Source organism: Tistrella mobilis, from assembly GCF_039634785.1.
In the GTDB taxonomy this organism is placed as follows: Bacteria; Pseudomonadota; Alphaproteobacteria; order Tistrellales; family Tistrellaceae; genus Tistrella; species Tistrella mobilis.
In genome coordinates this window covers 1-14,597 of sequence record NZ_JBBIAB010000004.1, presented here as the reverse complement: position 1 = coordinate 14,597, position 14,597 = coordinate 1, and the positions used below count along the sequence as shown (strand labels likewise).

Here is a 14,597-nt window from a genome sequence, read left to right as displayed (position 1 = left end):
TCCCTGGACAACCTTCCCTCGACGACGAGGTGCCCGATATCATGCCGCAGTTGCGACATGAAATGCAAAAGGCCCAGTTCCGAAGAACCGGGCCTTTCAGTACTGGCTGGGGGACTAGGATTCGAACCTAGGCTGACGGAGTCAGAGTCCGTAGTCCTACCGCTAGACGATCCCCCATCAGGATTGCGGTGTCGCTTTCGCGTCCGCCGGGCAGTGTTTTGTACCGCCCTCGTCGTGTTGGGGAACCTAATAAGACGGCTTCGTGATGTCAAGCGGGCTTCGCGCATTTTTTGCCCGGGCCTGAAACCACGCCGCGGCCGGCGCCGGCCCCATGGCGGCGCTTTCAAAGCGGATGGAAAGGCGGTAGAACGGCAGGGACGGCCGGTTCATGACGGATCGGCGAGATATTTCTTTCAAGTCAACGACGCGGAGCCGGGATCCGGTTTCCGCGGACGGGAAGAGCAGTGACCGAGACACCTGACGACCGTGCCGCGCGACAGTCGCGGCGGCGGAGGCGGGCGCGTCGCGGCCGGCAGAAGGCCGCAGCAGCCGGCGCCCCGGCGACCGTGCCGCCGCCCCCGCCTGCCGTGCCGCCGCCTGCCGCCGCGCCCCTGCCGCCTGCCGCCCCGGTGGCGGAGCCGGTACGGGCGCGTCCGAAACCCGCAACGTCATCACCGCAAAAGGCAGCACGGGTCGATGGTCAGAAGGCGGCCCCGCCGGCGGCGCCCTCTCAGGCGGGTGACCTGCGGCATGACCGCGGCTATCCGGCGGCGCGGCCGTCGGTGCCGCCCTTCGCGGCCCTGGACCTTGGCACCAACAACTGCCGCCTGCTGATCGCGCGGCCGTCCGGCGAGGATTTCGTCGTGCTGGACAGCTTTTCGCGCATCACCCGGCTGGGAGAGGGCGTAGAGGCGGGCGGGGTGCTGCTGGAGGCGGCGATGGACCGCACGCTCCGTGCGCTCAAGGTCTGTGCCGCCAAGCTGCGCCGCTGGCCGCTGGCCGGCGTGCGGCTGGTCGCGACCGAGGCCTGCCGCCGGGCCGGCAATGCCACGGAATTCCGGGCGCGGGTGCGCGACGAGGCTGGGCTCGATCTCGAGATCATTCCCGCCGACGAGGAAGCCCGGCTGGCGGTGATCGGCTGCGCACCGCTGATCGATCGCGGCGCCCGGCGGGTGATCGTGGTCGATATCGGCGGCGGCTCTACCGAACTGACGGTGATCGCCCCCGATCCCGAGGCGCCCGGCGGGCTGCGTCGGGTGGACTGGGTGTCGCTGGCGTTGGGTGTGGTCACCATGGCCGATCGTTTCGGCGGCGGCGACGTGCCGCCCGACACCTATCGGGCGATGCGCGCCGAGGTCTCGGGCCGGTTGGCCGAGCTGGTCGCGCGGGTCGACCTGGACCGTCATATCGCCGATGGTGCCGTGCAGCTGGTGGGCACCAGCGGCACGCTGACCACACTTGCCGGCGTGCATTTCGATCTGGCGAGCTATGATCGCGATCAGGTCGACGGCCGCGAGGTGGCGGTGGCGGCGATGCGGGAAACGGCCGAGCGGCTGAGGGCCATGGACCTTGGCGATCGCGGGCGGCATCCTTGCGTCGGGCGCTCGCGCGCCGATCTGGTGGTGCCCGGGGCGGCGATCCTGGAAGGCGTCTGTGATGCCTTCCCGGTGGCGTCGCTCACCGTCGCCGATCGGGGCCTGCGCGAAGGCATGCTCTACGAGATGATCGCGGCCCATCGGGCCAGCCGCCGCCGGCCGGGGCGGCGTGGCGGGCGGCACGGCCGCTGAACCGGATATCGGCTGCCCCCTGGCAAGGCATAACGGGAGATCCATCCCCATGACGACGGGCAATGGCGGCCGCGGCGGCCGTAACGGATCGGGACGCGGCGGTACCGGCCGGGCCGGACGCAGTGGCGGCGGCGGCGGCGATCCGATCGCCGGCCAGCGCATGGTCAAGCAGCGGGTCCGCACGGCCGGGCGGCGGTCGGCCTCGTCCACCCGCTGGCTGGAGCGGCAGCTGAACGACCCCTATGTCGTGGCGGCGAAGCGCGAGGGATACCGCTCGCGCGCGGCCTTCAAGATCCTGCAGCTGGACGAGAAATACGGGCTGCTGAAGCCGGGGCAGCGGGTCGTGGATCTGGGCGCCGCCCCCGGCGGCTGGACCCAGATCGCCGTGGACCGGACGAAGGCGGGCCGCGCGGGCGGTGGCCGGGTTGTGGGCATCGACCTGCTGCCGGTGGAGCCGATCGAGCATGCGACGCTGATCCAGCTCGACTTCCTGGACGATGCCGCCCCGGACCTTCTGAAACAGGCGCTGGGCGGGCCGGCCGACCTGGTGCTGTCGGACATGGCGCCCCAGACCAGCGGCCATCCGCAGGTCGATCATCTGCGGATCATGCATCTGCTGGAGATCGCGCTGGATTTCGCCGCCGAGGTGCTGGCGGAAGACGGCGCCTTCGTCGCCAAGGTCTTCCGTGGCGGTGCCGAGGGCGAGCTGGTGAAGCGCATGCAGCGGCTGTTCCGCACGGTGAAGCACATGAAGCCGGCGGCCAGCCGGCCGGAAAGTTCCGAGATGTATGTGATCGCCCAGGGTTTCCGGCCCGAGGTCGCCGCGGCCGAGCGGGCGCGCCAGGGCGGGGGTGCCGCCGAGGACTGAAACGATCGTTCCGGGTGCATGCGCCGCACGAAGGGCGGCCCTGCGTCCGGCGGAACAGAAACCGGCTTCAAGCGCGGCCGCATCGGTGTATATTGCGCGCCCATACACGGTACGCGCTGTTCACCCCGCCACACTCGGCCCGATCACGGTCTGCCCGGCCTGATCGATCCGGGTTTTCCGCGTACCCGCCGGGCCGGCGCGCGTATGCCGGCCGGGCGCCCACGGCCGAGAACGCGAGGCTGGAAACCGATGACCATTCGTGAAGCCCTCACCTTTGACGACGTCCTGCTCGTTCCGGGCGAATCGGACGTGCTGCCCGCTCAGGTGCAGACGGCGACCCGCCTGACCCGCAACATCGAACTGGGCATCCCGCTGGTTTCGGCGGCCATGGACACCGTCACCGAGAGCGGCCTTGCGATCGCCATGGCGCAGCTGGGCGGCCTGGGTGTCATCCACAAGAACCTCGACGTCGACGCCCAGGCGGGCGAGGTGGCCAAGGTCAAGAAGTTCGAGGCCGGCATCGTCGTCAACCCGGTCACCATCCGCCCGGATGCGCGCCTGGCCGATGCCCACGAGCTGATGAACCGCCACAAGATCAGCGGCATTCCGGTCACCGAGGCCTCGGGCAAGCTGGTCGGGATTCTGACCAACCGCGATGTGCGTTTTGCGACCGATCCGCGCCAGCCGGTGCACGAGCTGATGACCCGCGAGAACCTGGTCACGGTCACCGAGAACGTGACCCGCGACGAGGCCAAGCGCCTGCTGCACCGCTACCGGATCGAGAAGCTGATCGTCGTCGACGACCAGTATCGCTGCGTCGGCCTGATGACGGTGAAGGATATCGAGAAGGCCCAGGCCTTCCCGAATGCCTGCAAGGATGATCAGGGCCGGCTGCGCGTCGGTGCCGCGGTGGGTGTGGGCCCCGACGGCGTCGGCCGCGCCGAGGCGCTGATCGCCGCCGGCGTCGACCTGCTGGTGGTCGATACCGCCCATGGCCACAGCCGTGGCGTGGTCGAGGCGGTGAAGCGCATCCGCCAGATGAAGGGCGATTTCGACGTCGTCGCCGGCAATATCGCCACTGCCGCGGCCGCCGAGGCGCTGATCGCCGCCGGTGCCGATGCGGTGAAGGTCGGCATCGGCCCGGGGTCGATCTGCACCACCCGTGTGGTGGCGGGCGTGGGCGTGCCGCAGCTGACCGCGATCATGGATTGCGCCGAGGTGGCGAAGAAGCGCGACGTGCCGGTGATCGCCGATGGCGGCATCAAGTTCTCGGGCGATCTGGCCAAGGCGCTGGCCGCCGGTGCCAATGCGGCCATGATGGGCTCGCTGCTGGCCGGTACCGACGAGGCGCCGGGCGAGGTGGTGCTCTATCAGGGCCGGTCGTACAAATCCTATCGCGGCATGGGCTCGGTTGGTGCCATGGCCCGCGGCTCGGCCGACCGCTATTTCCAGCAGGAAATCAAGGACACGCTGAAGCTGGTGCCGGAAGGCGTGGAAGGCATGGTCCCCTATAAGGGCCCGGTCGCCGGCGTCGTTCACCAGCTGGTCGGCGGTCTGCGCGCGGCGCTGGGCTATACCGGCAGCCCGACCATCACCGATCTGCAGGAGCGGGCGAATTTCGTCCGGATCAGCGGCGCGGGCCTGCGCGAAAGCCATGTCCATGACGTGACCGTCACCCGCGAGGCGCCGAACTATCGCCAGGGCTGACGTTATCCGGTCACCCGACTGACGACTTTTCCAATCGGGGCGGGCGGCCGATGGTCGTGCGCCCCGATCGGTCATTCATTCCCTGCCTGTCATCGTCCCGCCGTCATCCGTTCAGGAGCCAGAGCCCCATGACCCCCGCCGCCCGTGTCGATGCCGCGATCGAGCTTCTGGACACCGTTTTGCGCGAAACCCGTCCTGCCGATCAGGTCATCGCCCACTGGCTGCGCGGCCGGCGTTATGTCGGCTCCAAGGATCGCGGCTGGATCGTCGAGGCGGTCTATGCCTCGCTGCGCGAAAAGCAGCGGCTGGAATGGTGGGCGGCGCGCGTCGGCCTGCCGGCGCGGGCGCGCAGCCTGGTGATCGTGGCGCTGATGCTGATCGACCACCGCACCGGCAACGAGATGCCGACCCTGTTCGACGGCTCGACCCACGGCCCCTCGAAGCTGTCGGACATCGAACAGATGGCCGTGCAGATGCTCCATGGCCAGGATCTGGCGGTGGAAGGCCAGCCCCGCGCCGTGCGCCTGAACCTTCCGGGCATCGCCGCCGACCGGCTGATGGCCCGGTTCGGCGACCGGCTGGAAGCGCTGGGCGAGGCGATGAATACGCCGGCGCCGGTCGATCTGCGCGCCAACGGCATCAAGGCCGATCGTGACGAGGTGGCGAAGCAGCTGGCACGTGAAGGCGTCGAGGCCGAGCCGACCCCGTTCTCGCCGATGGGCCTCCGGCTCGCCCGGCGCATGCCGATCTTCCACACCCGCGCCTTCAGCAACGGCCTGGCCGAAGTCCAGGACGAAGGCTCGCAGCTGGTGGCCCTGCTGGTCGATGCCCGGCCGGGCGATCAGGTTGCCGATTTCTGCGCCGGCGCCGGCGGCAAGACGCTGGCCATGGCCGCCACCATGGCCAATAAGGGCCGGATCATGGCGCTCGACATCTCGGAAGCGCGGCTGGAGCGGATGTCCGAGCGCATGCGCCGTGCCGGCGTGCACAATATCGAGCGCCGCGCCCTGAAGCACGAGCGCGACCCGTGGGTCCGCCGCCACAAGCTGAAGTTCGATCGGGTGCTGGTCGATGCCCCCTGCACCGGCTCGGGCACCTGGCGCCGCGCGCCCGATGCCAAGTGGAAGCTGACCGAGGAAACCATCGCCGAGCTGACCGAGCTGCAGGGCCGCATCCTCGAAAGCGCCGCCCGGCTGGTGAAGACCGGCGGGCGGATCGTCTATGCCACCTGCTCGCTGCTGCCCGAAGAGAACGAGGCGCGTGCCGAGGCCTTCCTCGCCAGCCATGGCAGCGAATTCCGCCGGCTCGACGCCCGCGAGATCCTGCCCGCTGATCTGGCCGCCGCGCTGAAGCTCGACGGCCCCGATCTCGCGCTCGACCCCGCCACCCACGGCACCGACGGCTTCTATGCCGTCGCCTTCGAACGCATCGCCGACCCGGCGCCGACCGAGGCGGTGCAGGGGGAGGCGGCGGGCGGCTGAGCGCCCGGTCGGCCCATTTTTTGCCATGATAAGATTACGAGGGAATAGCTGCGCCTCTGCAAAACTATAAGTAGTTTTGGTTCCAGAGGCGTATCATGGAAAACGATGCTACTGAAATTGCGGTTCCTCCGCTGCACGGCGAAATACCGGCAGCTCTGGGGATCGGCGCCGCGATCCGGATCCCGATCCCGGCTACTCATGGGCTAGCCGTAGAATTCAGACCGCGGTGGCCAACTCAATGGCGGCCAAAAGGGGGCACTACGTCGAGCATCCATTTCCAGGACCGCACGGGTCGCAGGCATCTCAGGCTTGACTACGGCTACAATGCCAGAAGCAAATCATGGGAGTTTCACTGGAATCAGAAAGGCACGAAAGCTGTATTCGGCATCGAGAATCACGTCCCGCTTGGAGAGTCTGGAAGGACATTTTATTTAGCTACTAAGTCTTATAAATATTTTGGGCGCGTACTGGTGCTGGTTGGTGCAACATTGGATGGCATATCGATTGTGCAAGCCTCTCAACCAATAAGACGTGCGACAGAGGTTGTATCCGCTTGGGCTCTTGCCTGGGTCGGCTGCAGAGTTGGGGGCAGCGCTGGTGCAGCTCTGACATTGGCAGCAGGGCCGGCGGCGCTGGCCGCAGGCGGTATAGGCGGGTGCATTATTGGAGCGGGCCTGAGCTACCGGGCCGGTGCCGCATTGGGTGCGCGGGTGTATCAGTGGCTTAATGGCACCAGCTTTCGATCCTTGCCGGAGATGGTGCAGGGATGACCCGGATCGTCTCCGTCTCCATCCGGCAGCTTGCGGCCGGAGATGACCACTGGCTGCAATGGCAGATTGATCCACCGCCGCCGGATGCCGGTCTTCCGGCGATCGTGGCCGCGGTGCTTGCGGAAGGGCTGGTTCGCCACGCCCGGGTGACGTTGATCGGATGGCAGGACCCTACCCCATCGGGGCATGGCTGGGTGCAACTGCCGGGCGGCGATCTTGCCGCTGCAATGCCGGAAGGCCGGTTTCAGCGACTGGTCGATCGACTGCGTGGTTTGCCACGGCCGGTGTGTCGGTCGGCCATGGATGCCGATGTCGTTGCCGACATCATCACCCGCGATGCATCCTGGAGTGACGGTGCCCAGATCTGTTTTCTGTCGGCGCGGAATGGTCCGCCGCCATCGCCGCGCATCTTTCGCGTCCTGGGGCCGCGGGAAGGGCTGACGCCTGATCGGCGGCAGGTGTTGGTGTCGGAAGGCGTCATCGCGGTTGTCCGCCCCGAAGACGAAGGCCGGGCATGCCGGATTGTCTCGATCAGGCCGGGCGCCGGCGCAGCCGTGCTCGATGATGTGGGAACAATTGCGCGGGCGGCGGGTTTCGTGGTGGAGACAGGGTCGGATTCTGCTGCCACATGATCCGCAGGTGACGGCGACCGGCCCGGACATTCCAGGATCCGTGAAGCGGTCCGCTATCCGGCCGCCTGTCAACGCCGTCGTCATGGACACCTCAGAAATCATCCTTCGCCTCGGCATCGCCACCGCCGCCGGTCTGCTGCTGGGCCTCGACCGCGAATTGCGCGGGATTTCGGCCGGCATCCGTACCCATGCGCTGGTGGCGATGAGTTCGGCGCTGATCACGGTGTCGGCGCTGATCCTTTACGACGACCTGCGGGCCTCGGGGCAGCCCGATCTGGACCCGCTGCGCGTGGTTCAGGGGCTGGCCCAGGCGATCGGTTTCGTGGCCGCCGGGGCGATTTTCGTCTCGAAATCCGCCGTCCATAACCTGACATCGGCCGCCAATATCTGGCTTGCCGCGGCCATCGGCATCGCCTCGGGCGCGGGGCAGATGCGGCTGGTCGCCGTCGGCGTGGGGCTGGGGGTGGTGATCGTGACCCTGGTCCGGATCCTGTCCAGATTCATCCCCGGCAGCGACAAGGAAGAACAATAGCGCGCCGACACCCCTCGATATCCGTTGCCCGGCGGTCTTCCGGGGCTTGCCAGCCGTGCCGACTCCCGATCTTCTGGTAAAAAATGATCAGGGGGTGGCAAATGGTCCGGATCCGGCAACGAAACCGGGATAGCCGGTGGCGGGCAAACGCAACCTGGCGGGCAACCGAAACCGCGCGGCGGGCGGAAGCGGGGGAGGGCCGGTCCCATGGTCTATGACCGGCTTGCAAAACCGCCGCTGCCCGTGGTTCTGGCCGCCGCCGCCCAGCATATGGGGCTGATGGCCGTGACGCTGGTGTTTCCGCTGCTGGTCGCCCAGGCGGCGGGGGCCGATGCCGCGATGCAGGGCCATTACATGCAGCTCTGCATGCTGGCGATGGGGGTGGCGACCCTGATCCAGGCCTGGGGCGGGAAGCTGTTCGGGCGGACCGGGATCGGCAGCGGCTTTCTGCTGCCGGCGGTGTTCGCCGCAGCCTATCTGCCGCCGGCGCTTCAGGCGGCGCGTATCGGCGGGCTCGAGGCGGTTGCCGGGCTCACGATTGCCGCGGGCCTCGCCCAGATCGTGCTCAGCCGACTGATCGGCCGTCTGCGGCCCTATCTCTCGATCGAGATCGTGGGTCTGGTGGTGTTCATGATCGGCATCATCCTGGGCATCGTTGCGTTCAAGCTGATGACCGGGATCGGCCGGCCGCAACCGCTTGAACCGCGCGGCACCGGCACGGCGGTTCTGGGGCTGGCGGTGATGGTGGGGCTGTCGGTCTGGGGCGGGGCGCGCCTCCGCAATCTGGCCGTGCTGATCGGGCTGGCCGTCGGAAGCATGGCCTATTTCGGCGCCAGCTGGATCATGGGGCTGCCCCTGGCCGATAGCGTGGCCCCGTTTGAAATGATTCGCTGGCCGCTGGTGGTGCCCGACTTCGAGATCACGGCCCTGCCGGGCTTTCTGGTCGGTGCACTCGCCTGTACGCTCAGGGCCTTCGGTGACATCGTCGCCAGCCAGAAGGCCGGCGATCGCGACTGGAAGCGGCCCGACTATCCCAATATCGAGGCCGGCGTCCTGGCCGACGGCATCGGCAGCGTGTTTGCCGGGCTGATCGGGACGTTCGGAACCAACACCTATTCCGCCAGCGTCGGCCTTTCGGTCGTCACCGGCATTCGGGCGCGCCGGGTTGCCGTGGCCGCGGGGCTGGGTTGGGTGCTGCTCGCCTTCCTGCCCGGCTCCGCCACCTTCGTGCTGGCGATTCCGCCCGGCGTGCTGGGGGCGGCGCTGCTCTTTGCGTCGTGCTTCGTGGTCCTGGCGGGGATCTCCATCCTGGGCCAGCGCATGCTGGACGCCCGGCGGACCCTCGTCATCGGCATCGGCCTGCTGCTCTGGGTCTCGTTCGATCAGATGCCCGGCTTCTATGCCGACAATCTGCCCGAGATTTTGCAGCCGGTGGTGACCTCGTCCCTGGTGCTCGGCCTGCTGACCGCGCTGGTGTTGAATGCGGCCCTGCGGATCGGCAGCCGGACGACCCGGCAATTCGCCTGGCAGCCCGCCGACGGCTTCGCGCCGCTGCGTGATTTTCTGCGCGAAAGTGGCGAGGCCGGCGGCGTGCGCGCCGATGCCATGCTGCGGCTCGTCCAGCTGGCCGACGAATTCAGCCATGCAGCCCCGGCGCTCGCCGGCGCAAGCCCGATCGCGGTGACCACGCGCATGGATGAATACCGCCTGGAAGTGTCGCTGAGCTGGACGGGGACGGCGCTCGAACCCGGACCGCAGCCGAGCCTCGAGGATCATGTCGACGAAGACGGGGTGATGAACGGCGTCGTGCTGGCGCTGATGACACGCCTCGCCGACCGCCTGGTCCGCCGGCGCCTGCCCGACGGCCGGCATGAAATTCTGTGTGTCGTGGAACAGTGAGGGTCGCGCTCGTACAATCGGACATGCCCTGATGACAACCAGGCCCACTCAACGGGCCGCAGGGAGGCGGGAGGGAAAGTCCATGCACAAATCCATGCTCACCTCGGATGGCGCCACCATCCGCTATGTCGACGAGGGGGCCGGCGAGGTGCTGATCCTGCTGCATGGCTGGGCGCAGTCGGCGGCGATGTTCCGGCATCAGATCGCGGAGTTCGCCGGCACCCGGCGGGTGATCGCGCCCGATTTTCGCGGGCATGGCAGCTCGCCCGACTGTGCCCACGGCCATCGTATCTACCGTTTTGCGGCCGATCTGGCCGAGTTGATCGAGCGGGAAGACATCCGGCGGGCGACTGTTCTGGGCTGGTCGATGGGGGCCTCGGTGCTCTGGGCCTATGTCGATCTTTTCGGCACCGGGCGGATCGACCGCTGCGTCTTCGTCGACGAACCTGCCTCGGTGATGCGTCAGGCCGGCATGACCGACGACGAAGCGGCCGATGCCGGCGCCCTGTTCGATGCCGCGACCATGATCGGCATCGCGAGCCAGCTGGCGGGGCCCGACAGTGCGGCGGCGCGGGAGGCCTTTCTCGACGGCATGATCACGCCGGGGATCCCGTCGGAGCTGCGGCGTTTCCTGCTGGACGAAAATCTGAGGCCGGTGGCACGCAGCATCGCCGCGCTGTTCGCGGATCATTGTTCGATCGACTGGCGCGATGTGTTCGCGCGGTTCGACGTTCCCGTGCTGGTGATCGGCGGCCGGGTCAGCCATGTCGACATCCGCTCGCAGATCTGGATCTGCGACCGGCTGCCCGAGGCCGAACTGGTGATCCTTAACGAAGCCGATGGCGGGGCGCATTTCCCGTTCATCGAGGCGCCGGAGGTTTTCAACGCCGTGCTCGCAGGCTTTCTCGGCACCCCGGCCGCCACCGCCGGGGCAGCCTGAACGGGTACAACCGTAGTCGATCGATCGCAAGGAACACTCGGTTTCGCTGTTCGTTGCTCCCGACCCGATGCCACTCCCGGTATCGGCGATCGAGGAGGTTTCATGACGGAGGGAACCGGCCGGAAGGCGGCCACGCGCGCCGCCGATCCGCAGGGTGACCAGGCATCGGGCAGCACGCGGCGTGCCCTGGCGGAACTCGCCCTGGCGATGGTCCTGTTCGGCTCGGCGACGCCGGTCGCCCGGATCGTGACCGCGGCGATGCCGGTCTTCGTGGCCGGCAGCCTGCGGGCGGTGATCGGCGCCCTGCTGCTGTTGCCGGTGATCATCCGGCGACGCAAGGCGCTGGCCGCGATCGACCGGCGGAGCTGGTGGCTGATCGTCTTCATTTCGGCTTTCGGCATGGTCGGCTTTACCGTCTTCATGCTCTACGGCATGCAGATGGTCTCAGGGATCGAAGGCTCGGTGGTGATGAGCACCACGCCCGCGGTGACGGCGCTCGCCTCGGTTCTGGTGCTGAAGGATCGGGTGAGCTGGCGGACGGTGGTTGCGGTGGCGCTGGCGGTGGCGGGCGTCCTGGTGCTGCAGCTGGGCGCCGGGGGTGTCGCGGGCGAGGGGGCCGGTGGCGGCGGCCAGGGCGGCCAGGGGGGCAATGGCGGTAGTGGCGGGCCGGGCTGGATCGGCATGCTGCTGGTCTTCGCCGCCGTGTGCTGCCAGGTCGCCTATACCCTGCTCGGCAAGCTGGCGGCGCAGCGGGTGGATCCGGTGCTCGTCGCGGCGCTCTCGGCCTGGATGGCGCTGATCGTCTTCCTGCCGCTGGCGCTCTGGCAGCTGCCCGATTTCACCCCGCGCGCGGTGGGGGGCGAGGCCTGGGCGGCGGCGGTCTGGTACGGTGCCGGCACCCTCGCCATGGGCAACTGGCTCTGGTATGCCGGGCTGGCCCGGGTGCAGGGGGCCGTGGCGGCGGGCTTCATGGCGCTGATGCCGGTCTCGGCGCTGGTACTGTCCTACATCCTGCTGGGGGAGCCGTTCCGCATGGTGCATCTGGCCGGCTTCGTCGTGGTGCTCGCCAGCGTGCTGATGATCTCGTGGGAGCATGCGCGCATGGCCCGCCGGGCGGTTGCCCGGGCCGCGTGCGCAGATCGTGCCGGCGATGAGGAGAGCGAGGTGGTCCGCGGCTGAGCGCATGGGCCGCCCGCGCCGTCTGCGCCCTTGCCAAACCGGCCCGGTCGTGGTTCTCTCCGCTCCACCGGGCGGTGGCCGGCGCGATGGTCCGGCGGCACCGCCCCGACCCTCAGGAGGCGCGATGACCGACCGCATCCTGATCCTCGACTTCGGCAGCCAGGTGACGCAGCTGATCGCGCGCCGTGTGCGCGAGGCGGGGGTCTATTCCGAAATCAAGCCGTTCAGCGTCGATTCCGCGTGGATCGAGGCTTTCACACCCGCAGGCGTGATCCTGTCGGGCGGCCCCGCATCGGTGACCGAGGCGGCGACGCCGCGTGCGCCGGACGTGGTCTTCCGCCTGGGCGTGCCGGTGCTCGGCATCTGCTATGGTCAGCAGACCATGGTCGATCAGCTGGGCGGCCGGGTGGAGGCCGATGATCACCGCGAATTCGGCCGCGCCTATGTCGATGTCCGCGATGCCTGCCCGCTGTTCGACAGCGTCTGGGCGCCGGGCGAGCGCCATCAGGTGTGGATGAGCCATGGCGACCGCGTGACCGCGCTGCCCGAGGGCTTCCGCGTGGTCGGCACCTCGGACGGCGCGCCCTTCGCCGCCATCGCCGACGATGCCCGCCGCTTCTTCGGCGTGCAGTTCCACCCCGAGGTGGTGCACACCCCCGATGGGGCGAAGCTGATCGGTCATTTCGTCCGCGACATCTGCGGCTGCCCAGGCGACTGGACCATGGCCGCCTTCCGCGAGAGCGCGATCGCGCGCATCCGCGAGCAGGTGGGCCGCGAGCGGGTGATCTGCGGCCTGTCGGGCGGCGTCGACAGCGCGGTTGCGGCCAAGCTGATCCACGAGGCGATCGGCGACCAGCTGACCTGCGTCTTCGTCGACACCGGCCTGCTGCGCTCGGGCGAGGCCGAACAGGTGGTCGACCTGTTCCGCGGCGCCTTCAACATTCCGCTGGTCCATGTCGATGCCGGCCCGCTCTTCCTCGAAAAGCTGGCGGGCGTGGACGATCCCGAGCGCAAGCGCAAGATCATCGGCGCGACCTTCATCGACGTGTTCGAGGCGGAAGCGAAGAAGATCGGCGGCGCCTCGTTCCTGGCCCAGGGTACGCTCTACCCCGACGTGATCGAATCGGTCTCGTTCACCGGCGGCCCGAGCGTGACCATCAAGTCGCATCACAATGTCGGCGGCCTGCCCGAGCGCATGAACATGAAGCTCGTCGAGCCGCTGCGCGAACTGTTCAAGGACGAGGTCCGCGACCTCGGCCGCGAACTGGGCCTGCCCGACGGCTTCGTCGGCCGCCATCCCTTCCCGGGACCGGGCCTCGCCATCCGCGTGCTGGGCGCCGTGGCCGAAGACCGCCTCGCCATCCTGCGCAAGGCCGACCGGATCTATCTTGAAGAGATCCGCAATGCCGGCCTTTACGACGCGATCTGGCAGGCTTTCGCGGTGCTGCTGCCGGTCCGCTCGGTGGGCGTGATGGGCGACGGCCGCACCTACGACAATGTCTGCGCGCTGCGCGCCGTCACCTCCACCGACGGCATGACCGCTGACAGCTACCCCTTCGACCACGCCTTCCTGAGCCATGTGGCGCACAGGATCATCAACGAGGTCAAGGGCATCAACCGGGTGACCTATGACGTGACGTCGAAGCCGCCTGGAACGATCGAGTGGGAGTGATTTTTGCCCATCCGGGCATATCCGAAGCTACGCTAGGGTGCGATCTAACTCCCTGATAAAATAAATATTCTGTCGGCATCTATCGATGCCTGTCGGTGGACAAAAGTCGCGGCCGTCGGCCCCGTTGACGGGCCTCGGCCATATTGATCGCGGCGAGACTTGAAAGTACCGTCAGGGCAGATGAGGCTCCTGACGGTACTTTTTTTACGCTAAGTTGCTGACAATACGGAGGCTTTTCCGACGAGAGCCCCCCAAAAAACGCCTGACGGTGCTTTTTGGGAGGTGGTATAGCATGTTGACGAATACAGCGATCAAAGCGCTGAGACCAAAAGAGAAAATGTACAAGGTGACGGACCACGACGGCATGTATGTGCGCGTTGCGCCATCTGGCGTGCTCTCGTTCAGGTTGGGCTATCGGTTTAATGGTCGACGCGAGACGGTCTAGCTTGGTGAGGGTCGTCAATGACAAGGGACGCAGGCGGAAGGTCCCGACCTATATCGCCTCGAACGAAGCGATCGACGAAAGCCTCAAGCCCTACAGTTGGTATAAGGATCACATCTTGACTGGCGGACGGGAGCACGGCCTGCCGCAGGACTATAACGATGAATGCGTCGCAAACGTTGAAGCTGTCGAGGATGCCCCCGTCGCCCGAGTCCCGAGGGAGCGAATGGCGCGTTCCGTGATCGGGCAGCCCAATTTATGCAGCTATCCTCGCCATGCGGGTGGCCTCCAGACTTATGCAGGACTGAATTAGATGCGAAGCGATTGGAAGATATATTTGTTGGGACCATCGGAAACAACGATCAAGAGGCTCTTCGCACTTTCAGGAAATCTCTGTGCTTTTCCGGGGTGCTCCCTGCCTATCGTGGAAAGTGTCGGCACCATTTGTACAGAGAGGGTAATCACCTGACAGTTCCGCCTCGGGAGCCGGGTTAAGCGGAGGTTGCCGTTGTGGCTTTCGGAGTGGTGGATTTCACCCTCGACTTTTACTCCCCTTGAGCTGGTCTTCTAGTACTACAGTTGCGTTTTTAGGAAAGCCGTGATTCTCTGCGTTCCAGCATGGGGAGGCAGGGCCAATGACGGTTTCCGAGTGGTCAGGAACGCTGATCAAGTGGCAAACAGCGCTTGA

The 14,597-nt window shown here is 67.3% G+C and carries 12 protein-coding genes, 1 tRNA gene and 1 pseudogene; 13 read left to right on the top strand and 1 reads right to left on the bottom strand.

Features of this window, described 5'->3' with window-relative positions; all coding sequences use genetic code 11:
• Positions 1–103 precede the first annotated feature (103 nt).
• Positions 104–177: transfer RNA gene (locus tag WI697_RS06605), tRNA-Gln, on the bottom strand.
• Positions 178–464: 287 nt separating this feature from the next.
• On the opposite strand from WI697_RS06605, the gene WI697_RS06600 reads away from it, so the two are divergent.
• From WI697_RS06600 to WI697_RS06540, 13 genes and pseudogenes are all read left to right on the top strand, one after another.
• A complete protein-coding gene (locus tag WI697_RS06600; protein ID WP_345957890.1) occupies positions 465–1,787 on the top strand; it encodes a Ppx/GppA phosphatase family protein in 1,323 nt (440 codons plus the stop codon).
• A 49-nt stretch (positions 1,788–1,836) separates the two neighbouring features.
• Positions 1,837–2,655 carry an RlmE family RNA methyltransferase gene (locus WI697_RS06595; protein ID WP_062767897.1) on the top strand — a complete coding sequence of 273 codons (819 nt, stop codon included), beginning with the start codon at positions 1,837–1,839 and terminating at the stop codon, positions 2,653–2,655.
• 249 nt (positions 2,656–2,904) lie between these two features.
• A complete protein-coding gene (guaB, locus tag WI697_RS06590) occupies positions 2,905–4,362 on the top strand; it encodes an IMP dehydrogenase (protein ID WP_062767895.1) in 1,458 nt (485 codons plus the stop codon).
• A gap of 128 nt (positions 4,363–4,490) precedes the next feature.
• Entirely contained in the window at positions 4,491–5,843 is a 1,353-nt protein-coding gene (locus tag WI697_RS06585) for an RsmB/NOP family class I SAM-dependent RNA methyltransferase (RefSeq protein ID WP_345957889.1), read from the top strand.
• A gap of 95 nt (positions 5,844–5,938) precedes the next feature.
• Positions 5,939–6,613, top strand: a complete 675-nt coding sequence (locus tag WI697_RS06580; RefSeq protein WP_345957888.1) for a hypothetical protein — start codon at positions 5,939–5,941, stop codon at positions 6,611–6,613.
• Positions 6,610–7,245, top strand: coding sequence for a hypothetical protein (locus tag WI697_RS06575; RefSeq protein ID WP_345957887.1), 636 nt, complete (start codon positions 6,610–6,612; stop codon positions 7,243–7,245). The genes WI697_RS06580 and WI697_RS06575 overlap by 4 nt, the downstream gene beginning before the upstream one ends.
• An 82-nt stretch (positions 7,246–7,327) precedes the next feature.
• Positions 7,328–7,777 carry an MgtC/SapB family protein gene (locus tag WI697_RS06570; RefSeq protein ID WP_345957886.1) on the top strand — a complete coding sequence of 150 codons (450 nt, stop codon included), beginning with the start codon at positions 7,328–7,330 and terminating at the stop codon, positions 7,775–7,777.
• Positions 7,778–7,984: 207 nt separating this feature from the next.
• Entirely contained in the window at positions 7,985–9,676 is a 1,692-nt protein-coding gene (locus WI697_RS06565; RefSeq protein WP_345957885.1) for a uracil-xanthine permease family protein, read from the top strand.
• 82 nt (positions 9,677–9,758) lie between these two features.
• The gene (locus WI697_RS06560; protein WP_345957884.1) at positions 9,759–10,616 is read left to right on the top strand and encodes an alpha/beta fold hydrolase; all 858 of its coding nucleotides are present in this window, start codon (positions 9,759–9,761) and stop codon (positions 10,614–10,616) included.
• A gap of 102 nt (positions 10,617–10,718) precedes the next feature.
• The gene (locus WI697_RS06555) at positions 10,719–11,795 is read left to right on the top strand and encodes a DMT family transporter (protein WP_345957883.1); all 1,077 of its coding nucleotides are present in this window, start codon (positions 10,719–10,721) and stop codon (positions 11,793–11,795) included.
• A 124-nt stretch (positions 11,796–11,919) separates the two neighbouring features.
• Positions 11,920–13,467, top strand: a complete 1,548-nt coding sequence (guaA, locus tag WI697_RS06550; protein WP_345957882.1) for a glutamine-hydrolyzing GMP synthase — start codon at positions 11,920–11,922, stop codon at positions 13,465–13,467.
• A 292-nt stretch (positions 13,468–13,759) separates the two neighbouring features.
• A pseudogene (locus tag WI697_RS06545) lies at positions 13,760–13,909 on the top strand (Arm DNA-binding domain-containing protein); the annotation flags it as partial.
• Positions 13,836–14,222: a gamma-glutamylcyclotransferase gene (locus tag WI697_RS06540; protein WP_345957881.1), complete on the top strand. Its 387-nt coding sequence runs from the start codon at positions 13,836–13,838 to the stop codon at positions 14,220–14,222. The pseudogene WI697_RS06545 and the gene WI697_RS06540, both read left to right, overlap by 74 nt.
• Positions 14,223–14,597 lie beyond the last annotated feature (375 nt).

Coding starts and splice junctions, on each gene's coding strand:
- WI697_RS06570 (WP_345957886.1), top strand. CDS start 7,328: ATGGACACCTCAGAAATCATCCTTCGCCTCGGCATCGCCACCGCCGCC.
- WI697_RS06540 (WP_345957881.1), top strand. CDS start 13,836: ATGTGCGCGTTGCGCCATCTGGCGTGCTCTCGTTCAGGTTGGGCTATC.
- WI697_RS06565 (WP_345957885.1), top strand. CDS start 7,985: ATGGTCTATGACCGGCTTGCAAAACCGCCGCTGCCCGTGGTTCTGGCC.
- guaB (WP_062767895.1), top strand. CDS start 2,905: ATGACCATTCGTGAAGCCCTCACCTTTGACGACGTCCTGCTCGTTCCG.
- WI697_RS06585 (WP_345957889.1), top strand. CDS start 4,491: ATGACCCCCGCCGCCCGTGTCGATGCCGCGATCGAGCTTCTGGACACC.
- guaA (WP_345957882.1), top strand. CDS start 11,920: ATGACCGACCGCATCCTGATCCTCGACTTCGGCAGCCAGGTGACGCAG.
- WI697_RS06560 (WP_345957884.1), top strand. CDS start 9,759: ATGCACAAATCCATGCTCACCTCGGATGGCGCCACCATCCGCTATGTC.
- WI697_RS06555 (WP_345957883.1), top strand. CDS start 10,719: ATGACGGAGGGAACCGGCCGGAAGGCGGCCACGCGCGCCGCCGATCCG.
- WI697_RS06580 (WP_345957888.1), top strand. CDS start 5,939: ATGGAAAACGATGCTACTGAAATTGCGGTTCCTCCGCTGCACGGCGAA.
- WI697_RS06595 (WP_062767897.1), top strand. CDS start 1,837: ATGACGACGGGCAATGGCGGCCGCGGCGGCCGTAACGGATCGGGACGC.
- WI697_RS06575 (WP_345957887.1), top strand. CDS start 6,610: ATGACCCGGATCGTCTCCGTCTCCATCCGGCAGCTTGCGGCCGGAGAT.